25 protein-coding genes are annotated in these 23,231 nt (G+C 58.2%); 10 read left to right on the top strand and 15 right to left on the bottom strand.

What is annotated here, in order from left to right; translation table 11 throughout:
• Both zwf and H4N61_RS02225 read right to left on the bottom strand, forming a co-directional pair.
• On the bottom strand, nt 1–1,482 hold the full coding sequence (gene zwf / locus H4N61_RS02230; protein ID WP_169195841.1) for a glucose-6-phosphate dehydrogenase: 1,482 nt from the start codon (nt 1,480–1,482) through the stop codon (nt 1–3).
• Between the two features lie 11 nt (nt 1,483–1,493).
• Complete coding sequence (locus tag H4N61_RS02225; protein ID WP_169195840.1) at nt 1,494–2,435, bottom strand: BadF/BadG/BcrA/BcrD ATPase family protein; 942 nt, start codon at nt 2,433–2,435, stop codon at nt 1,494–1,496.
• Between the two features lie 192 nt (nt 2,436–2,627).
• Here H4N61_RS02225 and H4N61_RS02220 point away from each other — a divergent pair, with 192 nt between their 5' ends.
• The 4 genes from H4N61_RS02220 (at nt 2,628) to H4N61_RS02205 (ending at nt 5,188) form a co-directional block, all read left to right on the top strand.
• The gene (locus H4N61_RS02220) at nt 2,628–3,230 is read left to right on the top strand and encodes a bifunctional adenosylcobinamide kinase/adenosylcobinamide-phosphate guanylyltransferase (protein ID WP_248306553.1); all 603 of its coding nucleotides are present in this window, start codon (nt 2,628–2,630) and stop codon (nt 3,228–3,230) included.
• A gap of 203 nt (nt 3,231–3,433) precedes the next feature.
• Entirely contained in the window at nt 3,434–4,330 is an 897-nt protein-coding gene (locus H4N61_RS02215; protein ID WP_169195928.1) for a cation diffusion facilitator family transporter, read from the top strand.
• Nucleotides 4,331–4,410: 80 nt separating this feature from the next.
• A complete protein-coding gene (locus tag H4N61_RS02210; protein ID WP_182394826.1) occupies nt 4,411–4,746 on the top strand; it encodes a DUF4282 domain-containing protein in 336 nt (111 codons plus the stop codon).
• On the top strand, nt 4,664–5,188 hold the full coding sequence (locus tag H4N61_RS02205) for a hypothetical protein (RefSeq protein WP_182394825.1): 525 nt from the start codon (nt 4,664–4,666) through the stop codon (nt 5,186–5,188). The genes H4N61_RS02210 and H4N61_RS02205 overlap by 83 nt, the downstream gene beginning before the upstream one ends.
• Here H4N61_RS02205 and H4N61_RS02200 read toward each other — a convergent pair.
• From H4N61_RS02200 to H4N61_RS02190, 3 genes are all read right to left on the bottom strand, one after another.
• Entirely contained in the window at nt 5,169–5,597 is a 429-nt protein-coding gene (locus tag H4N61_RS02200; protein WP_169195837.1) for a hypothetical protein, read from the bottom strand. The two genes, H4N61_RS02205 and H4N61_RS02200, sit on opposite strands and share 20 nt — an antisense overlap.
• 5 nt (nt 5,598–5,602) lie before the next feature.
• The gene (locus tag H4N61_RS02195; RefSeq protein WP_169195836.1) at nt 5,603–5,821 is read right to left on the bottom strand and encodes an alkylphosphonate utilization protein; all 219 of its coding nucleotides are present in this window, start codon (nt 5,819–5,821) and stop codon (nt 5,603–5,605) included.
• Between the two features lie 114 nt (nt 5,822–5,935).
• Entirely contained in the window at nt 5,936–6,382 is a 447-nt protein-coding gene (locus H4N61_RS02190) for a hypothetical protein (protein WP_182394824.1), read from the bottom strand.
• 340 nt (nt 6,383–6,722) lie between these two features.
• On the opposite strand from H4N61_RS02190, the gene H4N61_RS02185 reads away from it, so the two are divergent.
• A complete protein-coding gene (locus H4N61_RS02185; protein ID WP_169195834.1) occupies nt 6,723–6,977 on the top strand; it encodes a DUF2164 domain-containing protein in 255 nt (84 codons plus the stop codon).
• A 112-nt stretch (nt 6,978–7,089) separates the two neighbouring features.
• On the top strand, nt 7,090–7,446 hold the full coding sequence (locus H4N61_RS02180) for a DMT family protein (RefSeq protein ID WP_282567614.1): 357 nt from the start codon (nt 7,090–7,092) through the stop codon (nt 7,444–7,446).
• A 16-nt stretch (nt 7,447–7,462) separates the two neighbouring features.
• Here H4N61_RS02180 and H4N61_RS02175 read toward each other — a convergent pair whose 3' ends face one another.
• Nucleotides 7,463–8,644 carry a hypothetical protein gene (locus H4N61_RS02175; RefSeq protein ID WP_182394823.1) on the bottom strand — a complete coding sequence of 394 codons (1,182 nt, stop codon included), beginning with the start codon at nt 8,642–8,644 and terminating at the stop codon, nt 7,463–7,465.
• A 124-nt stretch (nt 8,645–8,768) separates the two neighbouring features.
• Nucleotides 8,769–9,746: a zinc ABC transporter substrate-binding protein gene (locus tag H4N61_RS02170; RefSeq protein ID WP_169195832.1), complete on the bottom strand. Its 978-nt coding sequence runs from the start codon at nt 9,744–9,746 to the stop codon at nt 8,769–8,771.
• A 169-nt stretch (nt 9,747–9,915) separates the two neighbouring features.
• Between H4N61_RS02170 and znuC the strand changes: the two genes are divergently transcribed.
• From znuC to H4N61_RS02155, 3 genes are all read left to right on the top strand, one after another.
• Nucleotides 9,916–10,704, top strand: coding sequence for a zinc ABC transporter ATP-binding protein ZnuC (gene znuC / locus H4N61_RS02165; RefSeq protein WP_169195926.1), 789 nt, complete (start codon nt 9,916–9,918; stop codon nt 10,702–10,704).
• Between the two features lie 89 nt (nt 10,705–10,793).
• Nucleotides 10,794–11,612 (top strand): metal ABC transporter permease, encoded by an 819-nt coding sequence (locus H4N61_RS02160; RefSeq protein WP_169195831.1) that lies wholly within the window; start codon nt 10,794–10,796, stop codon nt 11,610–11,612.
• Nucleotides 11,602–12,012, top strand: coding sequence for a Fur family transcriptional regulator (locus H4N61_RS02155; RefSeq protein WP_169195830.1), 411 nt, complete (start codon nt 11,602–11,604; stop codon nt 12,010–12,012). Before H4N61_RS02160 ends, H4N61_RS02155 begins: the two co-directional genes overlap by 11 nt.
• A gap of 528 nt (nt 12,013–12,540) precedes the next feature.
• Here H4N61_RS02155 and H4N61_RS02150 read toward each other — a convergent pair.
• A complete protein-coding gene (locus H4N61_RS02150) occupies nt 12,541–13,620 on the bottom strand; it encodes a transposase (RefSeq protein WP_182394168.1) in 1,080 nt (359 codons plus the stop codon).
• Between the two features lie 90 nt (nt 13,621–13,710).
• On the opposite strand from H4N61_RS02150, the gene H4N61_RS02145 reads away from it, so the two are divergent.
• Entirely contained in the window at nt 13,711–14,052 is a 342-nt protein-coding gene (locus H4N61_RS02145) for an outer membrane beta-barrel protein (protein ID WP_182394822.1), read from the top strand.
• 31 nt (nt 14,053–14,083) lie between these two features.
• Here H4N61_RS02145 and rsmD read toward each other — a convergent pair whose 3' ends face one another.
• The 7 genes from rsmD to H4N61_RS02110 form a co-directional block, all read right to left on the bottom strand.
• Complete coding sequence (gene rsmD / locus H4N61_RS02140) at nt 14,084–14,647, bottom strand: 16S rRNA (guanine(966)-N(2))-methyltransferase RsmD (protein ID WP_169195828.1); 564 nt, start codon at nt 14,645–14,647, stop codon at nt 14,084–14,086.
• Between the two features lie 97 nt (nt 14,648–14,744).
• Nucleotides 14,745–16,664 carry a pseudouridine synthase gene (locus tag H4N61_RS02135; RefSeq protein ID WP_182394821.1) on the bottom strand — a complete coding sequence of 640 codons (1,920 nt, stop codon included), beginning with the start codon at nt 16,662–16,664 and terminating at the stop codon, nt 14,745–14,747.
• Between the two features lie 129 nt (nt 16,665–16,793).
• Complete coding sequence (locus tag H4N61_RS02130) at nt 16,794–17,507, bottom strand: hypothetical protein (protein ID WP_169195826.1); 714 nt, start codon at nt 17,505–17,507, stop codon at nt 16,794–16,796.
• A gap of 74 nt (nt 17,508–17,581) precedes the next feature.
• The gene (gene lspA / locus H4N61_RS02125) at nt 17,582–18,142 is read right to left on the bottom strand and encodes a signal peptidase II (RefSeq protein WP_169195825.1); all 561 of its coding nucleotides are present in this window, start codon (nt 18,140–18,142) and stop codon (nt 17,582–17,584) included.
• A gap of 159 nt (nt 18,143–18,301) precedes the next feature.
• A complete protein-coding gene (gene ileS / locus H4N61_RS02120; protein ID WP_169195824.1) occupies nt 18,302–21,226 on the bottom strand; it encodes an isoleucine--tRNA ligase in 2,925 nt (974 codons plus the stop codon).
• Nucleotides 21,227–21,382: 156 nt separating this feature from the next.
• Nucleotides 21,383–22,354: a bifunctional riboflavin kinase/FAD synthetase gene (locus H4N61_RS02115; RefSeq protein ID WP_169195823.1), complete on the bottom strand. Its 972-nt coding sequence runs from the start codon at nt 22,352–22,354 to the stop codon at nt 21,383–21,385.
• A gap of 4 nt (nt 22,355–22,358) precedes the next feature.
• Nucleotides 22,359–23,225 (bottom strand): TIGR01459 family HAD-type hydrolase, encoded by an 867-nt coding sequence (locus tag H4N61_RS02110; RefSeq protein WP_169195822.1) that lies wholly within the window; start codon nt 23,223–23,225, stop codon nt 22,359–22,361.
• Nucleotides 23,226–23,231: the final 6 nt, after the last annotated feature.

Raw genomic sequence — 23,231 nt, 5'->3', positions numbered from 1 at the left:
TTAGTTCGTTCCTTCGTACCAAGTGCGGCCATCGCGCTCGATCAGCGCGACTGCACCAGTTGGGCCCCAAGTGCCCGCTGTATAAGTTTGCGGAGCGTCTGGCGAACGTTCCCAGCCTTCGCGGATCGGGTCAACCCATGACCACGCCGCTTCAAGCTCGTCACGACGCATGAAGAGGGTCTGGCTGCCACGGATCACATCCATCAGCAGACGCTCGTATGCCTCAGGCGTACGCTCGGAGAAGGTTTCAGCAAAGGAAAGGTTCAATGGCACTTCGCGCAGGCGCATGCCGCCTGGACCTGGGTCCTTGATCATCAGCATCAGCTTGACGCCTTCATCTGGCTGTAGGCGGATGATCAGCTTATTGGCCTTCGGCGCGCCTTCGGCGTGATCGAAGATCGAGTGCGGGATCGGCTTGAACTGGATGGCGATTTCCGACACGCGTTCGGCCATGCGCTTACCGGTGCGCAGGTAGAACGGCACGCCAGCCCAGCGCCAGTTGTCGATTTCGGCCTTGAGCGCCACGAAGGTCTCGGTGCGGCTGCCCTTCTTTTCTTCTGGCAGCTCGTCCTGATAGGACGCGACCTTGGCGGTTTCCGAAGAAACGCCACGATACTGACCGCGCACGGTCTTGGTCGCCACTTCACCATTGGTGATTGGACGCAGCGCGCGCAGAACCTTGAGCTTTTCGTCACGCAGGGCGTTGGCATCGTCGGATGCTGGTGGCTCCATCGCCACAAGGCAGAGAAGCTGCAGCATGTGGTTCTGGATCATGTCGCGCAGGGCGCCAGATTCGTCATAATAACCACGGGTGCCCGCACCAACGCTTTCAGCCACGGTGAGCTGCACGTGATCGATATGGGCCGAGTTCCAGACGGGCTCGAACAGGGTATTGGCGAAACGCAGAGCCAGCAGGTTCTGGACGGTTTCCTTACCGAGGTAGTGGTCGATGCGGTACACCTGATCTTCCTGGAAGATCTTGGCGACGCCGTCATTGATCTTCTTCGACGATTCCAGATCGTGGCCGAGCGGCTTTTCAATCACAACGCGGGAGTCGCGGCGGTAAAGCTTCTTGGCCTTGAGATACTCAGCGATGGGCTCGAACAGATCGGGCGCTACGGCCAGATAGAAGGCACGAACAATGTTCGCGTCATCGCGCAGAGCAGCGCCGAGATCGCCTGACTCGTCAGGCTTGGAGGCATCGACCGGCACATAGGTGCAGATCGAGACGAAGCGCTCGATTGTGGCTTCGTCCTGATAATCTTTTTCCACAAAAGTATGGAGCGCGTCGCGCACCAGTTTCTGGAATTCGGCTTCAGAGAGCTTGGAACGCGACGCGCCAATGATGCGGCTCGTCTCGTCAAACTGACCATCTTTAAAACGGTGATAGAGCGCCGGAACAAGCTTGCGCTTGGTCAGGTCGCCGGTTGCACCGAACACGACATAATCAAAGGGCTGCACTGGAATAATTCGACTGGACAACGGACTAGCCCCTATTTAGCGGCGAAATTCTGTTTGGCGAGGATTACCGCACCATGCAGAGGTTCGTACTTCGGTAAGGCGACAAAGTCACCATAGCGCTCTTGCAGGCGGGGGAACAAACGCTGCCCCAAGCCGCCAACAATGGCCATAACCTGCGCGCCATGGGATTTGAACCAATTAACGTAGGTATCGATATAGCTGAGCTCTATGGCCAGAAGCTTGAGGGCAACTGGATCATTTTGCTCAAGATGGTCGAAGAACAAAGGCATGAGTTTACCGTACTCGCCCGGCGCGCGACCGATCAGGGCATCGTCGCACCCTTCCGAACCGTCACGGCTGAGGAGCTGCAAGCCCATCTCTGTTGCGAACGCCCAAGTCATAATCGACTGGTTTGAACCGCCGAGCGCTGCGGTGACGGCGGCGGTGAGAGGGGAACCCTCAACCAAGCCATCAGCGGCCTCGACAGTGTAACGCACGAGTTCCCGTCCCAGAATCGCACCTGACATCTGGTCGCCGATTGGGAAGCCCCAACCGCCGGCCTGATAGCGCGTGCCTGCAACCAAGGACATGGCTGCGGAACCGGTGCCGATGATCACCACACCACCTTCTGTGCCACCAAGGGCACCAGCGTGGGCGATATCGATATCGTCATAAACCTTTACGCCCGCGAAGGGCCACACACGAGCGGCGAAAGCCTCGCGTGCGCTATCCATACGACCACCAGCCATGCCGAAGCAGGCATAGGTATTGGCTGTTTCAGCGTAATCTAAACCGGCGGCTGCGAACACATCGCGCGTGCCATCGAGAATAGCACGATAGGCAGGCTCGCCGCCATCGATCTGGAGGTTGGAACGACCGTTTTTAACCTCAGCCAAAACTTCGAGGTTTTCGTTCGCTAATCTGACACGGCAATTGGTACCGCCGCCATCGACGCCAAGGTAGTAACGCGCCACGAATGGGACTCCGTCTATGGACTGGGATCTGCGATCGAGAATCCGGGAGGAGCTGACCGCATTGGTCCCAAGCTAGGGCCTGTTTTCGGGGCGGACCATAATGCGAAAGCCGCTAAGACGAAAGTAGCATTCAGGATAAAATGCGTCTCTTCCGCAGGGTGTTTTCAAACCATTATGCTCCTGAGGGAACAGATGGTGCGGAGCGTGAGTTGGAGAAGGGGACATCGACGCTTCGGCGCAACGACCGCCCGCAAGGAAAATCCGATGGAAAGACACTGCTTGGTACTGGGCGGCGCGCGATCCGGCAAGACCGGTTTTGCAGAACGACTAACCCTGAGAAACGGCACAACACCGGCCTATCTGGTCACCACCGCGCAGCGCGACAGCGACATGCGTGAGCGGATCGCCGCGCATCAGCTTGGCGGCATGCGGTACACCGTGATTGAGGAGCCGATTGAGCTGTGCCATGCGCTAATCAAAGCGTCGAAAAACCATGATGTAATTTTTGTGGACTGCGTGACGCTGTGGATCAGCAATATGCTGAAACTGAATAATGACGTCGCCAATGCGGTGAGCGAGCTGTGTGCCACGCTGGTCGAACTCAAAGGCACTAAGGTGATCCTGGTGTCCGATGAAGTGGGGCAAGGTGTTGAGCCCGACACTGCCATGGCGCGCACGTTCCGCGACTTGGCAGGCTCGGCCCACCAAAGGCTCGCCGAAGTGTGTGAGGACGTCTATTTCGTCGTCGCCGGAATGCCGATGACAATCAAAGGCAAGCCTGCCGGATTAAGCTGAAGTGTCCAGCGCGCGGATTTTTTGTGGACGCAAGAGCTGTGGATTGGGTGCAAGCTTTGGAAACACCCTTGTCGATCAATGGCTTGCCGCCTGTGGCACTTTGCTCAGAATGCTTCTGAAAATCGTTTGCAAATTCAAGCACTTGCTGATCAGGCATGAGCGGCGTAAGGCAGGTTTTTACCAGCCGCAAGGAAGCTTTGCCCATGGCGATCACCAACAAGACACTGGCTATAGCATCGACCAGCCTGGTTGTTGGGGTTCTCGTTCTGGGCCTGAAAGTCTGGGCGTGGTGGGTGACTGGCTCGGTGGCGCTGTATTCGGACGCGCTTGAATCGACCGTCAATGTGGTGACGGCCATTGTGGCGCTGATCGCAGTGCGTCTGGCGCAGCGTCCGGCCAATGCCAACATGCCCTATGGCTACCACAAGGCCGAGTACTTCTCAGCGGTGATCGTGGGCGTGATGATCATTGTCGCGGCCATATTGATTCTGCGCGAAGCTGTGCTGGGTTTCCTCAACCCGGAAATGCCCGAAGCACCAACGCTCGGTTTGGCGATCAGTGCGGGTGCGACGGTGATCAATGTCGTGTGGGCAATGGTATTGCTCCGCCATGGTCGTCAGGCGCGCTCGCCTGCCATTGAAGCCGATGGCAAGCATTTGATGACGGACGTGGTGTCGACCATCGGCGTGCTGATTGGCCTGGCGCTGGTTTATGCGACCGGCATTGCGCAGCTCGACTCCATTCTTGCAGCCCTTGTGGCGCTCAACATCATCTGGTCCGGGTGGGGTGTGATCAAGGACAGCGTTGGCGGGCTGATGGACGTTGCCGTGCCTGCAGAAACGCAGAAGATTATTCGCGAGGCCATCGCGTGCACGGCAAACGGCGCGCTAGAAGCCCATGATGTCCGCACGCGACAGGCGGGAAAGATTACCTTTATCGACTTCCACCTTGTGGTGCCGGGCGCGATGACAGTGGATGCGGCGCATGAGATTTGCGACCGGATTGAAGCCAAGCTTAAAGAGCTGGTCAAAGACTGCCAGATCACCATTCACGTTGAGCCAGAAGACAAGGCCAAGCACGCTGGCATCGTGGTCCTGTAAATAAGACCTACGGCAATTTACTGAGGCTTATTGTTTCCAAACTAGTCTTCCTGAGGATCCACTCTCAGGAGGACGGGGTATTGCGATCAATCCTTTCGGTGAACAGCTACATCGCCCCCAAGCTTCTGCGTATCGTCTATTGGATCGGACTTATCTGCATTGGTGTGTTTGCGCTGGCCGGGATTTATAACGCGCTGACCTACACGGGTGACTTGCGCCTCAGCACACCGCAGACTGGTTTTGTGTCTTTGGTCATTGTGATCTTTCTGACCATAGCGGCAACCATCATTTGGCGGCTTGCGGTCGAGCTCATCTTAGTGGTCTTCTCAATTCATGACCTGCTTCGAGACATTCGCAACCAAGTCGCGCCCAACCCTCAGCCTGTCTATAATCGGCGGAGCACTGATCCTCGCTAGTTTTGGGGCCACCCCTGCCCTCGGCCAATTTTGGGGGCAGTATCAAAACCCCAGCTTTCACTATGCCATCGACATACCACCGGGCTTTGAGAGCAGTCGTGCGAATGAAGACGGTACGGGGGCGATTTACTATCGGCTGGATGCCGAACAGGTGCTCTCGCTCTGGGCCGGGGAAAACGCGTTAGGCATTGAGGCAGTGGCCGAGGCTCAAGCGCAGGAGTTGGAAGCACAGGGGTGGGTTCTGGGGATGAACACCAGCACCCCAGACTGGTCCGCCCTCACCGCGCAACGCGACCACCGCATCAGCATCGAGCGGATCGTTGAGCTTTGCGAGCCGGGGCAATATGCGGGTTTCCGCATGGAATTCCACATCCGCGACTTAGCGTCGATCGAGCCAGTGATTGAAGGCCTGACGCGCTCGTTTAGGCCTGAGGGCTGCTAGCGCGCCACGGTGAGGTGGTGAACAGTAGGGCCAAGGCACCCGACAAGCCAACCCGCAAAATCTCGGGAGCGCTAAAGAGGGTTTCCCCGCCGACCGACAATAGGATCAGGTAGACGCCCAGCATGCTGGTCGTAAAGCCAATGCCTATGGCCGCACCGCACCGGGTCGCCGCGGATTTGAGGCGCGGTTCGAGGCGCAAATAGACCAAAGCCGCAAGGATGGCGGGGAGCACCCCAAAGAGGAAACCGAAGACCATAAACATGAAGATGATCGGCCCGAGATATTCGATCTCAGGCAGGCCTTCGACGACGACGTTCAGCGCCAGCATCGCGAGCCCACCGATGATCGGGCCGAGCAGGATGATAGCGAGCAAGCGCCGACTTTGCCCGTCGACCGACCACTTCGACATAAGCTCTAGGCCTTCTTGAGGAACTCAGTGCGCAGGACCAAGCCTTTGACCTTTTCGACATTGCATTCGATCAGATCGGTGTCTTCGGTGAGACGAATATTCTTGCACATGGTGCCACGCTTGAGCGTTACCGAAGTCCCCTTGACCTTGAGGTCTTTGATCAGCGTCACGCTATCGCCGTCATTGAGCTGGGTGCCATTGGAGTCGCGGGTAATTTCAGTCACGGTGTCGTCCTAAATTCAATAAGGAGCTCACTTTCTAAAAGAGAGCCCAGCAGGCAGTCTCACCACCTTGCACAGATCGGCTACGGGGCCAAGGGCCCCAGATCAGTCGCAGTGCTATTCCTCTACGGGCTCGCCTTCGTCAAAACCATCATAGCCTTCGGGATATTGGTAACCCATGCCGGCCGTCTGCACCTTAACGCCTACTTTGGCGACGAGGGGATCATCTGACGTGACGGTGACGTCGCCCGAAATCGTCGTGACATCGACGTCCGGTTCTTCCACCGTTGGCGCGAAGCGGATCATCGGTACACAGGGCGCTTCGGTGTTCCAAAGCTTGCCGCCTTCGTGCAGGAAGACATAGCCGCCATAGTCCCACCAAAAGCCCGCAAAGCTAACAGGCTCGCCATTGAGTGCTGCCACTTCAGCCGCCGTTTGCCCAACGTAGAGACCTTCGGGGGTGGCCAGCGTCGGCGGCAGGTCGACATAGCTGACGAAACGCGTGTTGGCCTCGTCGAACCATTGGAAAGCGATTTTGCGGTCGGGATCGTCGCCATAAACCAAGGTGCCGAAAACAGCACGCCTTCGACACTGTCGACCTCTATACGCGCCTCGACGTTTTCAGCGCCGAAGTGCGAGATGATCATGTCGACGGTAACGTCGGGGCCAAATACGCCTTCGCATTGCACGCGTTCTGGCGCGGTGTGTGGTGCTGTGGCGGACTTATCCTTGGTTTTTGCAAAGGCAACGGGCGACAAAGCCAAGGACGATATGATTAGGGTAGAGATAGTCAGGCGGGTCAGCATGAGTGTTAATCCTCCTCCCAGAACTTGAATATGCGCATGCATCAAAACGCATCGCAGACAACACCTTGCCAGATGAACGCAAGCTGAAGGCTCCGACAATGAAACCCATCAAATTCGAACGCGACGAAATGAAAATTATCGTTGCGGAAGTTCAAGATTATTTCCAGAACGAACTCGATAGCAATATCGGCTCCATTCCCGCTGAATTGCTGGTTCAATTCTTCGCCGAAAAGATTGGGGCGCATTATTATAATCGCGGTCTGCATGACGCTCAGGCGCTGGTGCGCAAGAAGATCGACGACGTGAGCGACGAGATTTTCTCGCTGGAAAAGACCACCCGCACGCGCCGCTAAAGCGATCGCCTTGCTGATGCGCCGGGAGCAACTCTGGCGCAACACACCCACTGTGCAGACGGCCAGATGCTGATATGAGAGTGCACCACTTCAGCTGATTTTGGAGGAAGCCTTGGGCTTCAACTTTGCCACGCTTGCGCCGATTGGCCTCTTGCTTGCGTCCAATGTCTTTATGACCTTCGCTTGGTATGGACACCTCAAATTCCCCCACGCAGCGATGTGGGTGGTGGTGTTGGCGAGCTGGGCGATTGCCTTCTTCGAATATTGGCTTGCGGTTCCGGCCAACCGCATTGGCTATGGCACGTTTTCCGCCGCCGAGTTGAAGACCATTCAGGAGGTCATTTCGCTCTCGGTGTTCGTGCTGTTCGCAGTGTTCTATCTCGGTGAGAAGCTGACCTGGAACCACGGCATTGGCTTTGCGCTGATCGCGCTCGGAGCCTTCTTCATTTTCAAGGGGCCGCTGAAATAGCGACCCCTTTCTGTGCCTAGTGGTCGGCGGTAACGCCGCCGACAACAGCAATGGAACTGGGCGCACCACCAAGCTCAATCGACCCGGTCACGGCAAAACTTTTGAGATCGAGCTTGTGGATTTTGCCCGTGGCGGGATCGGTGACCAGCAACTCGTCGCCCGCATAAGCAATCCGCGGCATTGGCGTGCCATGGCCGCCATCGGTGGCATAAGCCTTCGTCACCTGGGCTTTGCGCAGTAACTCGCCGCGCACACTATCAAGCTCTTGCACCGAACCATCGGCGAGCAGCAGATAGGCGAAGCGCGCGTTTTCGCCGTTCAGAACAAAATGAACACGCGTGTCTGGGAGGCTGACGAGGCGAATTGGCGTTTCGGCCTCGGGCTCAATAATGGCCACATGCTTGGGCCCGTAATTGCCGAGAAAATAGTCGAGGCTCTTGCCGGCAAGAAGGGTCCCTACCCGCCCTTCGGGCAGGTCGGTGAAGGGAAGAAGCGTAAAGTCCGGCTTAGTCCCATTGGCAATCAGCACCCCGTCGGAACACCCAAAGGCGATAACGTCGCCTGATGACGCTTCCCCGTGAACATCGGCGCAAAGCTCCGTCGTCCCGACAATGTCGCCACTGGCGTCAAAGACATTAAAGCCACTGGGCAGCTTGCCATCTTCCGAAACCGGCTTAGTGACAATGGCACCGCCATTAAAGGGAACGGCAACGCCGTGGTGGGGCTTGCCACTGTCGAGCTCCACTGACTCGTATGTTCCCTTTTGCCAGAGCGTTGCATCGGAGAGCTGCACTTTGCCGCTTTCGTCAAAAAAGATGGCAAGCTTGCCACCATGTTCGACGAAATGGGCGGGCTCTTGGCCTTCCGCTTGCGGGGCCAAGAGAGCGGGATCACCTAGTTTGAGGTCGGCATGATCGCCGTGGTCTTCAACGGTCAGGCCGGTCGAAATGGCTTGGACCTGATTGGCTTTGCCCTGGACAGCGAAAACGGCATGCCTTCCCTTAGCGGCATAGAGCGTTGCCGGAGCAGCAAGCTTATAGGTCGCGATGGTTTTGTCACTGTCCAGATCAATGACAGAAACATTGGCGCTAGCGCTATCGGCGACAAAGGCCCGCCAAACTGAATGGGTGTCCTCGGCGTAAGCGAGAGGAACATTGGCCGAGGATAAGAGGAGAGCAGCAAGCAAGGCGACGCGCATGGGAATATCCTTGATATGTTAGAACGTTACATTTCGAGAGATGAGAGGCGTGCGAAGACGGGCGTCAGGACGACGCCGAGACCGCCTGCGGGTGCAGGCGGAATAGGATGAAGGGGGAGAGTTGTCAGGTCAGGCAGTCCACAAGACCGGTGGCAATGGAGCGGAGCATTGCAGGATACAGGTCTGGACCTTCGGGGAGTGCGGAACCTTCAGGATCCAGCACGCCTGACTTGGCGGCGGAGCCCTCAACAATGACGCGCACCACTGCGGGCTCGAAATTGGGTTCGGCAAAGACGCAGGTTGCGCCAAGCTCGGAGACCTTGTGCCGAAGCTCATCAATGCGGGCCGCGCCGGGGGCAACGTCTGGCGAGACGGTGACCGTGCCCGCAAGGGTGAGATCAAAACGCTGTTCGAAATACTGATAGGCGTCGTGGAAGACGACGAAGGGTTTTCCGGCAATTGGGGCCAGTTGGGCCGCGAGTTCGACCGTTAGCGCCTCAAGCGCGGCACGGGTGGTTTGCGCATTGGCTACATAGGTTGCCGCATTGTCCGGGTCGGCCGAGACCAGTGTTGTTTCGATGTAGTCGACGATGAGGATTGCATTTTGTGGGTCTAGCCAGAAATGCAGATCCTCTCCGCCATGAGAGCCATGGTCGTGCGCATGATCATGCGCGTGGTCATCCTCATGGGCATGAGCCGCGTGCTCTTCAGCAGTTTCGCTCGCATGATCGTGGTCATGCGCCTCAAAGGCTCCCCCTTCGCGCATGGGCAGAAGCTGCAGGCCGGGTGTATCGGCGAAGGCGACAATTTGGGCCTTGGTGGACAGCGTATTGAGGGCATCAGCCAAGAACAGCTCAAAGCCATTGCCAGTCCAGAAGACGATATCAGCGCTCTCAAGCGCTGCCGCGTCGGATGGGCGGAGCGAATAGGTGTGCGGGGAAGCTGCGCCTTTGACGATCAAGATTGGTGCGGCGACATCGCCCATAACTGCAGTGACCAGCGAATGGATGGGCTTGGTGGAGGCAACGACATCGGGCGCAGCCAAAACTGTGCCGGTGAGCAGCATGGTCGCGAACGCGGCGAGGGAGAGCAGCTTGGTCATCTGTATGCCTTCAGGGTAATGTTATGTTATTACGCTTGCGGCGATGTTATGCTATAACGTAAAGCTAAGCGTCAAGAGCGTGGGTTAGAGAAACTTGCTTCCCACCGATCACGTTCGCAGCCTGCCCCCCGAAGACCCCGGGCCAAGTGAGTTTGAGTTGAACAAGACTATGAACAGCGCCAGCACACGCGAAAAGCTCATCACGCTCACCAATGCCGGCGTGCGCAAAGGCGCGCGGGTGTTGGTGGAAGGCGTTGATCTGTCGATTGCGCGCGGCGAGATTTTGACCCTGATTGGCCCCAATGGCTCGGGCAAGAGCACCACGGCCAAAATGGTGACAGGTGTTCTGAAGCCAAGCATGGGCGAGGTATCGCGAAAACCGGGGCTGACCATTGGCTATGTGCCACAAAAGCTGGCAATCGACTGGACCTTACCACTGACCGTCGAGCGTTTGATGACGCTGACCGGAACATTCGCCAAGGATGACATCATCCGTGCGCTCGACGCCGTTGGGGCCAAGCGCTTACTGGGCGCGGCCGTGCAGGAGCTGTCGGGTGGGGAGTTTCAACGCGTGCTGTTCGCTCGCGCCATGATCCGCAAGCCCGATTTGTTGGTGCTGGACGAGCCCGTGCAGGGCGTCGATTTCTCGGGCGAAGTGGCGCTCTATCAGTTGATCCGGGAAATACGAGACACGACTGGTGCAGGCATTTTGATGATCAGCCACGATCTGCATGTAGTGATGGCGGAGACCGATACGGTCATTTGTCTCAATGGCCATGTGTGCTGTCGCGGCACGCCCAATGCGGTGAAGCGCGACCCCAATTATCTCAAGCTCTTTGGTGAGCGCGCCGCTTCGGCGCTGGCGATTTATGAGCACCACCACGATCACGAACATCACGATGACGGCTGCGTGGTTGGCGCAAAGCATGACCACGAGCATGGGCATAGCCATGAGTGACATCGTGATGAGGTTCCCCCACCCTCAGTCCCTCCCCGCAAGGGGGAGGGAGGCAGAGTTGCGTATGTTGCTAGGATCGAAGACTAAAAATGTTTGGTGATTTCTTTTCTCGAGCACTAATCGCAGGGATTGGGCTTGCCGCTGTAACCGGGCCTCTGGGGTGCTTCGTCATTTGGCGGCGCATGAGCTACTTTGGCGACACCATGGCCCATTCAGCGCTGCTCGGCGTCGCCCTGGCCATGCTGCTCTCGGTGAATGTGACGCTCGGCGTCTTTGTGGTGGCGGCAATGGTGGCGGGGGCCCTCTTGGTCTTGCAGCGCCAAAACACGCTTTCAGTGGACGCGCTGCTGGGGATTTTGAGCCACGCAACGCTGGCGGTTGGCCTTGTTCTCGTGGGTTTCCTGACCACGGTGCGCATCGATCTGATGGGCTTCCTGTTCGGGGATATTTTGGCGGTCTCGTTGGATGACATCATCATCATCTATGCCGGTGGCGCAGCGATCCTTCTTATGCTGATCCTCAATTGGCGGCCCCTGCTCGCCTCTACAGTCAGCCCAGAGTTGGCCGAGGCTGAAGGTCTGCGCCCGGAAGTGAGCCGGGTCATTCTGATGTTGCTGATGGCCTGTGTGATCGCCATTTCCATGAAGCTGGTTGGCGTTTTGCTGATCACCTCGCTACTCATTATCCCAGCGGCAACGGCGCGACGGTTGAGTGCGACGCCGGAAATGATGGCACTCGTCGCTTCAGGCTTGGGCATGATTGCCGTGGTTGGCGGGCTCTTCGGTTCGCGCACTTGGGACACGGCTTCAGGTCCATCGATTGTGGTGATGGCGCTGGTGCTGTTTTTGCTGTCACTATTGGTCCCGGCCGGACGGCTTTTCGGGAGGAAAGAACACAATGGCGCATAGTCACGACATTCCCACGGACCTGACCCGAAATCAGGAACTGGTGCTGGGCGCGCTCAACACCTCCCCTGCCCCACTTTCAGCCTATGACATTCTCGATCGCTTGCGCATCGAGGGCATTAAAGCGCCGCTGCAGATTTATCGCGCTCTCGACAAGCTGGTGGAGCGCGGACTGGCGCATCGGCTGGAGTCGCTCAACGCATTCGTCGCCTGCGCTGACGCGCATTGTCACCGCAAGGGGCTGATTGCTTTTGCGATTTGCGAGGACTGCGGAAAGGTTGATGAATTTGCGGATGCAGTAATCGAAGAGCGTTTGGGCGGCTGGGCGCAGTCTACCGGGTTTAAGGTGGAGCGCACGACCATGGAAATTCGCGGCAAGTGCCAAAGTTGTTTAGAAAATTGATGCTGAAGATGAACTTCAACATTATGCAACACTTCTGCGTTTGAAGTCGTCGGACTTTTCCCCCAAAATAACCACAGATTTTAGTGGTTAAATTATGAACAAACTGATTCTATTCGTCGTGTTGGCTGCGGGAACTGCAGGGCCCACTTGGGCGCAAGATGATCATGATTGGTCTGGCTTCTATGCTGGTGTGAGTGGCGTTTACACAACAAGCCAAAACGACAAATCTTTCGTGACCAGCCCAGACAGAGTCCGCAATAGCTTTGGCATGGAAGGGGCTTGCTCGGTGTACAGGCCGGCTACCTCACTAACTTCGAAAATTTTGTACTCGGGGTTGAAGGCAGCGTTCTCTTCGGCAAGCTCAACGGCAATGACAACCATAACGGTAGCTGAAGACCCGCAAGAACTGGCTCGCTGAGCCTGCGGCTGCGATTGTGGTCGTCTGATTTCCGTGTTTGAGCAGATTTGGCGCGGCGTTTGGCGATCGGCGGTGCCCATTGACGGCGTTTCCCGGTCATCCGGGCAGACTCATGGCGCGGTTGCGCGCTTTTCGTGGAAGACGAGGCGGTCGAAGTTGTAGGCCAGATTGGCCAAGGTGAGTTTGGCCTCGGCCCGTGCAATGCCGATGGTGCGGATGAACAGACCGAACCGGTTCTTCTGATGAGCGAAGACATGCTCGACCCTGGCACGTATCGCGGACTTGGCCGCATTGGCCCGTGCGGTCGCGATCGGCATCGGCTTGCCCTTGGGCTTGCGTCGATGAATGCGGCTGGTCAGCATACGATCAGCCAGCCAGGCCTCATTGCTCTGTGATCTGTAGGCGCTGTCGGCCCAGACCTCGCTGCCGGTGTTTTCCCGATCGATCACATGGCGCAGCATCCGGCCGTCAGGATGGGAGGCGGAGGTCACCGCTGCAGCCCGGATGAAGCCATAGCGCCGGTCGATGCTGATGTGACTTTTATAGCCGAACACCGGAGTGGCGATCATGGGCAGGGGCGAGCCGTCTGGCCGGTAGCGCACCTTGCCGCCGATCTTGAGCGTCCAGCGGGCGTCGGTATCCTTCTGTGCGGCTTTAGCCGGCTCGTTCGGCCAGATCTCGTCAGCCGACTGGCCTGCCTTGATGGCCTCCCGCTCGCCATCGGTATTGCGCTGTTTGGGTGCCGGCACCAGCGAAGCATCCACGATCTGCCCCGACATCGGGATGTAACCCTTCTTGTGCAGTTGCCAGTCGAACGCCTTCATCACCCGCTTGAGCGTGCCGGTCTGGGTCATGCGGTTGCGGAAATGGCGGATCGTGTTCTCATCGGGCGTGCGATCGCCGAGCGAGAACCCCAGGAAGCGCATCCAACTCAGGCGGTCCCGGATCATGAACTCTGTGCGGGCATCGGACAGGTTGTGCTGTGCCTGCAGGATCAGGATCTTGAACATGGCCACCGGATCGAACGGCGGCCGACCGCCTTTGCTGCCGTCACTGTAGCCAAGCCCCTCCACCAGCCAGGACCGGAAATACTCGAAATCCACCGTCCGCTCCAAAACCTCGAGCGGATCGCCGTGTTGGCTCAAGGCTTCGAGGTGATCGTTCAGGCTGAAAAGCGAATGCGGGTCCATGATGACGCTCCATGATCGGGCGACATCAATGAATCATGACTGCATCAAAGCCGCCAAGGGTTTTTGCGGACGTCCAGCTCTTACGAAGAGATGACCGTCAATAACTTGGCGTCCTTGACGGCCCGCTTCGGCTACGCTTTCGATAGCGTCTTGCTCTATGGCAAAGTGGGTGTCAGCACCGGTTCAGTAAACATGCTGACATATGAAAGCCATCTACCGGACACTGATCGCGAATCGATGACCTCCCAATATGTCGGTCCAACAATTGGCGCTGGCGTCGACGTGGCGCTGAATGACAATATTTCCGTGAGAGCCGAGTATAATCTGCACTTCCTTGGCCGCAAAGAGCACCCTTGGGCGTACTGGTCAGATGCGATTTACAAGATCGACAAGACCCAAGATGTCCGCATCGGGATCAATTACAAGTTCTAAAAAAAGCCGCCCACGGGCGGCTTTTTCAGTTTTATGTCCGAACTCCAAAACTCAGGAAGCGGACAGCGGCAGCGCCGTATTCGCGGGTGTCTTCCAGCTCAAAGCCTGCCGGAATGGTGACTTCGGCATCAGCAGATTCTTCCCAAACGATCAGCGCGCCAGGGGCGAGCCAGCCGTTAGCCGCAATCTCAATGAGCGCCTTTTCACCCAGAGACTGGCTGTAGGGCGGATCAAGGAAGACGAGGTCGAACTGGCCAAAGGTACCGGGTGTGCCCAGAGCCGTGGCGTCGCGGCGCAGGAGCTTGGTGATGCCCGCCACGCCAAAATCCTGAATGTGATCGCGGATCAAGCCGCGCCCTTCAGCACCGGTTTCAACGAAAGTGCAGTGCGCGGCGCCGCGCGAGAGGGCTTCAAGGCCGAGAGCGCCCGTGCCTGCGAACAGATCAAGCACGCGCTTTTCAACGAGCACTGGTCCCAGACGCGAACCTAGAATGTTGAAGATCGACTCGCGAGCGCGATCCGAGGTGGGGCGGATGCTGTCGTCGGATGGGGAATTGAGCTGCTTGCCCCGGAATTTGCCGGCAACGATGCGCATGGTTTTTATCTCCACCGATCTAGGCGCTTAAGCGGCCATTCGGTTTGCAATACAGATAGACAAGCCCCCGCTTTCGCGGGGGCTAAAGGTTTGCTGATTAGCCGCGTGGCTTACGCGGGCCGGTCGGACGAGGACCGCCCGAAGATGGACGCGAGTTCGACGGACGACCGCCGGCGGGACGTGCACCACCTGGCTTGCCGCCGAATGGCTTCGCGCCAAACGGCTTTGCACCGAAGGGCTTACGGTCACCGAATGGCTTGTCGCCACGCGCTGGACGATCCGAACGCTGCGGACGATCACCGTAATCGCGCTGTGGGCGATCATTCGATGGACGGTCCGAACGCTGTGGGCGATCAGCAAAACCGCGTGCTGGACGCTCGCCAGAGGGACGCTCTGAGCGTTGTGGACGATCACCGAAGCTGCGCGCTGGACGGTCACCCGATGGGCGTTCTGAACGCTGTGGGCGATCACCAAATGGACGATCCGAGCGCTGTGGACGATCACCGAAGCCGCGTGCTGGACGCTCGCCCGATGGACGATCCGAACGCTGCGGACGATCACCGAAGCTGCGTGCTGGACGCTCACCCGATGGACGCTCAGAGCGCTGTGGACGATCACCAAAATCGCGCTTTGGACGGTCGCCAAATGGACGATCCGAACGCTGTGGGCGATCACCGAAATCACGCTTTGGACGGTCGCCGAATGGCTTGTCGCCACGTGGCGCACGATCACCAAACGGCTTGTCACCGCGTGGAGCGCGATCACCATACGGCTTGTCACCGCGTGGAGCGCGATTACCATATGGCTTGTCGCCGCGTGGAGCGCGATCACCAAATGGCTTGTCGCCGCGTGGAGCACGATCACCATATGGCTTGTCGCCACGTGGAGCACGATCACCAAATGGCTTGTCGCCACGTGGAGCACGATCACCAAATGGCTTGTCACCGCGTGGAGCGCGATCACCACGGTCTTCGCGTGGTGCGCCGCTGCCGAAGCTGCGCGCTGGCTGATCATCACGATCAAAGCGCGCGCGTTCCTGAGCGCGTGGTTCGTAGGCTTCTGGTGCGCGACCGTCGTCGTCAAAGTGTACCTTGCGAGTACGGCCTGTCGGACGATCTTCATCGCGGCTGCCAAAACGCGGCGGGGCGCCACGGGCAGGATTTGGACGGGCATGGTCACGGTCACGCGGGGAGCGGACGCGATAGGTCTCGTCACGAACTGGCGGCACGTACTCTGGCATTTCGCTTTCAAAATCGACACCAGCCGATTCAGCAAGCTTCTTGCCGAGCTGATCGCGCAGCATGCGGGACTTGACCATTTCGACGCCGCCTTCGGCCAGATCGCCGAGCTGGAACGGGCCATAGGAGACGCGGATCAGACGGTTCACTTCGAGACCGAGCGAGCCAAGAACGTTCTTAACTTCGCGGTTCTTGCCTTCACGCAGACCAAGAACCATCCAGACGTTGTGGCCCTGTTCGCGTTCGAGCGTTGCTGTGATCGGACCGTATTGGATGCCGTCAACAGTGATGCCGTGCTTGAGCGCATCAAGCTGCGCCTGAGTGACGTGGCCATAAGCACGCACGCGGTAGCGACGCAGCCAACCGGTGGCTGGCAGCTCGAGGACGCGCTTGAGGCCACCGTCGTTGGTCAGCAGAAGCAGACCTTCGGTGTTGATGTCGAGACGGCCAACAGTGAGGACGCGCGGCAGACCCATGCGGTCGAGCGCTTCGAAGATCGTTGGGCGACCTTCTGGGTCCTTTTCGGTAACAACGAGGCCGGCAGGCTTGTTGTAGAGCCAAACGCGTGTGCCTTGGCGGGCAGCGAGTGGCAGGCCATCGACTTCGATCTTGTCGCGGCTGGTAACGTTAAAGGCCGGGGTAATGACCTTCTTACCGTTCACCGAAATACGGCCATCGGCAATCCAGCCTTCAGCGTCACGGCGGGAGCAGAGGCCGGCGCGGGCGATGACCTTGGCTAGACGGTCAGCGGCTTCGGGTTGTTTAGGAGTGTCGCTCATAGCGGACTTTCAAAACATGCGGGACCCATAATGCCTATGCAGGGGCTTAGGCGGGCGGCGCGGAAAAAAAGGGAAAGCGGCCGGATAGATCCGACCGCTAAATTCGGTTTGGCGTGACGACCGCTACGCTTAGAGCTTTGTCTCGTTAGAAGTCAGTCCAAGGCTTGGGCCGGAGTTCGACGAGCTCGCGGATGGCGGTAGTGCTACAGCGCCGCTCCGTTCGATAGCGCGGCGGACATCGCCTGGGCAGCGCGAGTCACGCAAGGAGACGATCTCGCCAGCTGGCGTGCGGCACACAAGCTGAGCATCACCCACACGCGTAAAATACTCTGCAGGTGGCAGGTAAAGCGGACGGTTGTTCGACGCGGTGACAGCCATATTGTTCTGCTTCATACGAGCAGTGAGCTGGCGCGCCTCGTCTTCGGTCAGAGCACGACCGCTGAGCGTACGCATGTCGACAACACGCGCATTGCGCAGGCGGGTAATGTCGTCCTGAGACATGTTGCTGGTGTCGATACGAACGGTGTTGCTGTCCTTAGGAAGCTGCGCAACTGCCGTCGCCTGCTGCGGCGCAGGCAGAGCACCACCGGAACGCGGCAGGGCCAGAGGCGCACGCGCATTCGTCAGATCATCCTTGGGAGCGTCGCCCGGAATGAGGCCGACGCCTCGCGCGGTCTGATTGAGGACATCGCGTTCAAACGTGCCGAAATCAGAGAGGGCATTGGTGCCTTCCATGGTCGTGCATGCGCTCAGCGCCAGCGCCGCGACAAGCCCAAATGCAACGAGTCGAACTCGTGCAGCAGCGGAAACAGCAGAAACCTGCCCTGTCAAACCAGTACGCATGCAACGTCCCTTACGATCTTGGCGTGCTTATAACGCATAATATTGGCTAAAGCCAGATTTTGGCACGAGCGTGATCATGTTGTTTTGGCAGAATTTCGGCCAAAGCCGAACATATCCAAAAACAGCAAGATCACGCCGAACGTAATCGCGACATCAGCGATGTTGAAAATATAGAAGGACCAATTGCCCCAATAGAAGTGGAAGAAATCTGCCACCGCACCATACATCAAGCGATCAAGCGCATTGGACAGCGCCCCGCCGATGCAGAAGGCCAAGCCCACGCGAACGAGAAAATCGCTCGTGCGCAGCCACCAGACAGACAGAGCCGCCACCGCCACGAGCATAATGGCGCCCAAAGCCCAGACCGGCAGGCCATCGAGAAGGCCATAGGAAATGCCGGTGTTCCAGACCAAAACGTAGTCAAAGAAATTGGTGACTGGGACAATCTCGCCGCCGCGCCAGCCCGTCATTTCAACGGGGCGATAGCCGAACGGGATTTGCGTGCACAGCGCCTGACCGAAGGCATAGCACTCCTGGGCGATGTGATAGCCCTTTTGTGCACGATCAATCCCGAACACAATAACGGCAGCCATCAGGGAGGCGAGAACCGAGGGGTTGCGAAACGAGCTATGCATCCAAAACTCCGTTTAACGCCCCAAGGGGATCACCCCAATGTGAGCAAAGACTGCGCTGCGCCCATCAAAGCTCCGCTTGCGCAGGGATGATAGGCATTTTGCTCAGAAAGGCAAAAATCCTCCCCTCAAGTGAGGGAAGGATTGAAGCGGGAGAAAGACTTATAGACCTGCTGCTGCGCGTTCACGCAGAGCCTGCGCATCGCGGGCACTGACGTCTGGATAGTCTGCATCCGAACCAACGTCGGGCAGAACCTTCCAAGAGCGCGCGCAACGCGTGCCTTCAGCAAGGCCCGGCACAACAGAGATACCGGCCACATCGTCCAGACGGAAGGCTTCAACAGGGCCTTCGTTTTGCAGAACCTTAATCGCCGAGGTGATGGCGATTTCAGCAAGGTCCTGACCTTCGAGCGCAACGGTGTAGCGAGCGTCCGAAACGTAAACCACCGGAGCGGCTTCAAGCGACGAACCGATCCGCTTTTCGCGGCGTTCGATTTCGAGCGCACCGGTCACGACGCGGCGAACCGAGCGGATGAGGTTCCACTTTTCGGCCAGCGTGTCATCCTGCCACTCTGCCGGGATTTCCGGGAAGAGACGCAGGTGAACCGAACTTTCTGTGCCTGGGTGCCGCTCGAGCCAGCTCTCTTCCATGGTGAAGACTAGGATCGGAGCGAGCCAAGCCGTCAGCGCATTGAACAGGTGATCAAGAACGGTGAGCGCCGAACGACGCGTAATGGACGAGATCGGATCGCAGTAGAGCGTGTCCTTGCGGATGTCGAAGTAGAACGCCGAAAGCTCGATGTTCATGAAGTTCGACAGAAGCGTCACGACCTTGCGGTAGTCGTATTCCTTGTAGGCTGCGCGCACGCCAGCATCGAGCTGGGCGAGACGGTGCAGCATGAGGCGTTCGAGCTCTGGCATATCCTTGGCGTCGACAACGTCGTCCGCCTTGAAGTGCGCCAGATTGCCCAAGAGCCAACGCAGGGTGTTGCGCAGCTTGCGGTAGCTGTCGACCGACGTCTGGATGATTTCCTTACCGAGGCGCAGGTCTTCCGTGTAATCGGAGGATGCAACCCACAGGCGCAGGATATCAGCGCCGAACTGCTTGATGATGTCCTGTGGCGCAACGGTGTTGCCCAAGGACTTCGACATTTTCTTGCCCTCGCCGTCCATGGTGAAACCATGGGTCAGCACGCTGTCATATGGCGCGTGGCCATTGGTGGCGCAGCTTTCGAGCAGGGACGAATGGAACCAACCGCGGTGCTGATCCGAGCCCTCAAGATACATCGAGGCCGGGAACTTCAGATGCGGCCACTTCTGCTTGTTGCGCAGAACGAAGGCATGGGTCGTGCCGCTATCGAACCAAACGTCAAGGACGTCCTTGATCATCTCGTAGTCGTCAGCGTTATACGCGTCGCCGAGGTACTGCTGGGCAGCGCCATCAAAGTACCAAGCGTCGGCGCCCTTTTCTTCAAAGGACTGCGCGATGCGTTCGTTGACGAGTTCGTCACGAAGGATTTCACCAGTGGCCTTGTTGACGAAGACGGTGATCGGAACGCCCCAAGCGCGCTGGCGCGACAGAACCCAATCAGGGCGATCGGCGATCATGGCGCGCAGACGATTCTGGCCCGTTGCAGGGTAGAACTTGGTCGCATCGATGGCGTTGATTGCACGCGAGCGTAGGGTGTCGCCTGCCTTGCCGTCGAACTCGCGATCCATATAGACGAACCACTGCGGGGTGTTGCGGTAGATCACCGGCTTCTTGGAACGCCAAGAGTGCGGATACTGGTGCTTGACGCGACCACGGGCCATCATCGCGCCAGCTTCAGCCAGAGCGGTGATAACGCGATTGTTGGCATCGCCCTTCTTGCCGTTGTCATCGATGACGCGCGCGCCATCAAAGCCCGGTGCGTCCTTGGTGTAGAAACCACCATCGTCGACAACATAAGGAATTGCCGGGTCGATGCCGCGATCCTGCAGGAGGCGGGTCGATTCCATCCAGATGCCAAAGTCATCAAGACCATGGCCTGGAGCGGTGTGCACGAAGCCGGTACCAGCGTCGTCGGTGACGTGTTCGCCATCGAGCAGAGCCACGTCGAAGGTGTAGCCACCAGCATAGCCGCGCAGTGGGTGCGCAACGGTGATGGCACTCAGCTCTTCAGCGGTGACGGTTGCGCGCTTTTCGAAAGCGGAAACCTTGGCCTTGGCCATGACTTCGCCAACGAGCTTGTCAGCGATGATCAGCTTTTCGCCAATCTTGGCCCAGTTTTCTTCCGGCGCGTCGGTGATCTCATAGAGACCGTAGGCGATACGGTTCGAGAACGAGATCGCGCGGTTGGCAGGGATGGTCCACGGCGTGGTGGTCCAGATGACAACCTTAGCGTCCTGATGCGCACCGGCGATCACAGGGAACTTCACCCAGATGGTGTCGCTCTCGTAATCAGCATATTCGATTTCGGCTTCAGCGAGCGCGGTGCGCTCAACAACCGACCACATCACCGGCTTAGAGCCGCGATAGAGCTGGCCGGACATGGAAACCTTCATCAACTCGCGCGCGATCTGGGCTTCCGCGTCAAAGCTCATGGTCAGGTATGGGTTGTCCCATTCACCCAAAACGCCGAGGCGCTTGAACTCTTCGCGCTGGATGTCGACCCAGCCTTCAGCAAAGGCGCGGCATTCCTGACGGAATTCGACAACCGGAACTTCGTTCTTGTCTTTGCCCTTGGCGCGGTACTGCTCTTCGATCTTCCATTCGATCGGCAGGCCGTGACAGTCCCAACCCGGCACGTACGCCGCGTTGAAGCCAAGCATCTGCATCGAACGGGACACCATATCTTTCAGCGTCTTGTTCAGCGCGTGACCGATATGGATGTTGCCGTTGGCGTATGGAGGGCCATCATGCAGCGTGAAATAAGGGCGATCCTTCGCCTGTTCGCGCTGCTTGGCGTAAATGTCCATGTCTTCCCAGCGCTTGAGCCAGTCTGGCTCACGCTGGGGCAGCCCGGCGCGCATTGGGAAATTGGTTTCCGGCAGGAACAGCGTGGCCGAATAATCGGTTTCGGTCGCGCCTTGTGCGGTATCGTTCATGGATCGGCAATCGGGGTTTTTGGAAGAATTGCGGGGGTTGTAGCAAGGCAAGGCCGCTGGGGCAAAGGTTGATTTGCGTCCCTAGGGCAGAGTTCGCACCGGCCGGGCACTTCTGTGGCCGATGCGCGTCTTGTCTTTAGCGCTTGTATTGGGCGCTTAGCCGAAAAAGCCGAGCTGACGATCAACCTCGGACAGGGGCTGGGTCTCAGCGATAATCTGTCGCGCCTTGCGGGAGTCTCGATCCATCGCCGTGATCAGCTCATCGAGGCCTGAAAAGACTTCCTGGCCGCGAATGTGACCCACCAGCGCAACCTCCAAGGTCTGCCCATAAATGTCTTCGTTGAAATCGAAGAGATGGGTTTCAAATGGAGGGAGCTGATTGTTGAACATCGGCTTGCCGAAGGCAGCGACGCCATCGAACAGACGATCGCCCAGGCGCGCGCGAACGGCATAAACGCCCTGTGCAAGCTGGAAGCCTGTCGGCGTCATGGTGTTGGCAGTTGGGTAGCCGAGTTCGCGGCCACGCTGATCGCCCTGCACCACGCAGCCTTCAAAGAACCAATGATAGCCCAGAAGACGGTTGGCGGCCGTGACAGCACCTTCGGAGAGAGCTGCGCGAATACGCGAGGACGAGATGGGCTCATCGCCCTCATCCATCAGATCAAGCTGTTCGACGGCAAAGCCAAGGCGCGCACCGGCGGCAGCCAGGAAGGCTGGCGTGCCCCGACGCTGGCGACCGAAGTGGAAATCCGCACCGACGATAACGCCTTTTACACCGAGCTGCTCGACCAGAATGGTCGACACAAAGTCTTCGGCCTCAATCTGGGAAAACGGCTTATCGAAGGGCAGAATGACAATGCCATCCAAGCCCAAGGCTTGCGCCAGACGCGCTTTCGCCTCGCCATTGGTGAGGCGGAACAGATAAGGCAAGGGTGCAAAAACGTCGCGCGGATGCGGCTCGAAGGTGAGCAAAAAGGCAGGAACGCCCGCCTCTGCCGCCCGCTCGCGCAATTTGGCGATGATGGTTTGGTGGCCGCGATGCAGGCCATCAAAATTGCCAATGGCGAAGTAAGCGCCGCGCGCCGCCTCGGGGAAACCACTTAAGCTGGAAAGACGGGTAAAGCTCACCGGATCACCAGGTCAATCGAGGAAGATAACCAGCGGTGCGGGCACGGCTTGGCTCCAGGAGATCGGCAATGGCCTGTGGATCAGGATTGCCGAATGCGTCGAGCTCAGCGGCGTGGATCGAGCCGGTGATGAACAGCAGGTCAATGCCGAACTGGGCCGCACCCGTCGCGTCGGTACGCACGCTATCGCCAATAGCGATGACACGAGACTTATCAAGCGCAGCGCCATTGGCCTTTTCGGCCAAGCGCAAAGCTTCGTCATAGATCGGGGCGTAGGGCTTACCAGCCATGTAGACCATGCCGCCCATGGCCGAATAGAGGTCGCCCAAAGCGCCGCCGCAATAGATGATCTTTTCGCCGTGCTCGACGACACGATCAGGGTTGGCGACGATCATTGGAAGCTTACGCGCTAACCAGCCCTGTGCGCGTTCGCGGTACATTTCTGGGGTATCATCATCATCATCGAGATCGGTGACGATAACGACATCTGCCGCAGCGGTGTCGGTGCGGGTAAGGTCGAAACCTTCATAGAGCGCATCATCCTTGGCTTCGGGACCAACGTGATGGATGTTTTTGCCCTTGTACTTGGCAATCATCGAGCGGGTTGCGTCGCCTGAGGAGACGATGTCGTCATAGGCATCACGCGGAACGCCGAGTTCGTCCAGCATTTCAATGATGGGCGCAGAAGGGCGCGGCGCATTGGTGATGAGCACGACACGGCCCCCACCCTTGCGGAAATTGACCAAGGCCTCAACGGCCTCGGGGAAGGCATGAATGCCGTTATGAATGACGCCCCAAACATCGCTCAGAACCGCATCATAGCGACTCGAAATCTCGGAAAAACCGGTAATATTGGGCAGGGACGAGGTCATAATTTG

It is taken from the genome of Devosia sp. MC521 (assembly GCF_014127105.1).
Classification (GTDB): Bacteria; Pseudomonadota; Alphaproteobacteria; order Rhizobiales; family Devosiaceae; genus Devosia.
Note: the sequence above shows the minus strand (reverse complement) of the source record. Positions and strands in the feature narration are given on the sequence as shown.

Coding starts and splice junctions, on each gene's coding strand:
- H4N61_RS02200 (WP_169195837.1), bottom strand. CDS start 5,597: ATGTCGAAGTGGTCGGTCGACGGGCAAAGTCGGCGCTTGCTCGCTATC.
- H4N61_RS02150 (WP_182394168.1), bottom strand. CDS start 13,620: ATGGACCCGCATTCGCTTTTCAGCCTGAACGATCACCTCGAAGCCTTG.
- H4N61_RS02215 (WP_169195928.1), top strand. CDS start 3,434: ATGGCGATCACCAACAAGACACTGGCTATAGCATCGACCAGCCTGGTT.
- H4N61_RS02220 (WP_248306553.1), top strand. CDS start 2,628: ATGGTGCGGAGCGTGAGTTGGAGAAGGGGACATCGACGCTTCGGCGCA.
- H4N61_RS02130 (WP_169195826.1), bottom strand. CDS start 17,507: ATGCGTACTGGTTTGACAGGGCAGGTTTCTGCTGTTTCCGCTGCTGCA.
- H4N61_RS02155 (WP_169195830.1), top strand. CDS start 11,602: ATGGCGCATAGTCACGACATTCCCACGGACCTGACCCGAAATCAGGAA.
- H4N61_RS02175 (WP_182394823.1), bottom strand. CDS start 8,644: ATGCGCGTCGCCTTGCTTGCTGCTCTCCTCTTATCCTCGGCCAATGTT.
- H4N61_RS02110 (WP_169195822.1), bottom strand. CDS start 23,225: ATGACCTCGTCCCTGCCCAATATTACCGGTTTTTCCGAGATTTCGAGT.
- ileS (WP_169195824.1), bottom strand. CDS start 21,226: ATGAACGATACCGCACAAGGCGCGACCGAAACCGATTATTCGGCCACG.
- znuC (WP_169195926.1), top strand. CDS start 9,916: ATGAACAGCGCCAGCACACGCGAAAAGCTCATCACGCTCACCAATGCC.
- H4N61_RS02135 (WP_182394821.1), bottom strand. CDS start 16,664: ATGAGCGACACTCCTAAACAACCCGAAGCCGCTGACCGTCTAGCCAAG.
- H4N61_RS02160 (WP_169195831.1), top strand. CDS start 10,794: ATGTTTGGTGATTTCTTTTCTCGAGCACTAATCGCAGGGATTGGGCTT.
- rsmD (WP_169195828.1), bottom strand. CDS start 14,647: ATGCGCATCGTTGCCGGCAAATTCCGGGGCAAGCAGCTCAATTCCCCA.
- H4N61_RS02185 (WP_169195834.1), top strand. CDS start 6,723: ATGAAACCCATCAAATTCGAACGCGACGAAATGAAAATTATCGTTGCG.
- lspA (WP_169195825.1), bottom strand. CDS start 18,142: ATGCATAGCTCGTTTCGCAACCCCTCGGTTCTCGCCTCCCTGATGGCT.
- H4N61_RS02145 (WP_182394822.1), top strand. CDS start 13,711: ATGACCGTCAATAACTTGGCGTCCTTGACGGCCCGCTTCGGCTACGCT.
- H4N61_RS02205 (WP_182394825.1), top strand. CDS start 4,664: ATGACCTGCTTCGAGACATTCGCAACCAAGTCGCGCCCAACCCTCAGC.
- H4N61_RS02170 (WP_169195832.1), bottom strand. CDS start 9,746: ATGACCAAGCTGCTCTCCCTCGCCGCGTTCGCGACCATGCTGCTCACC.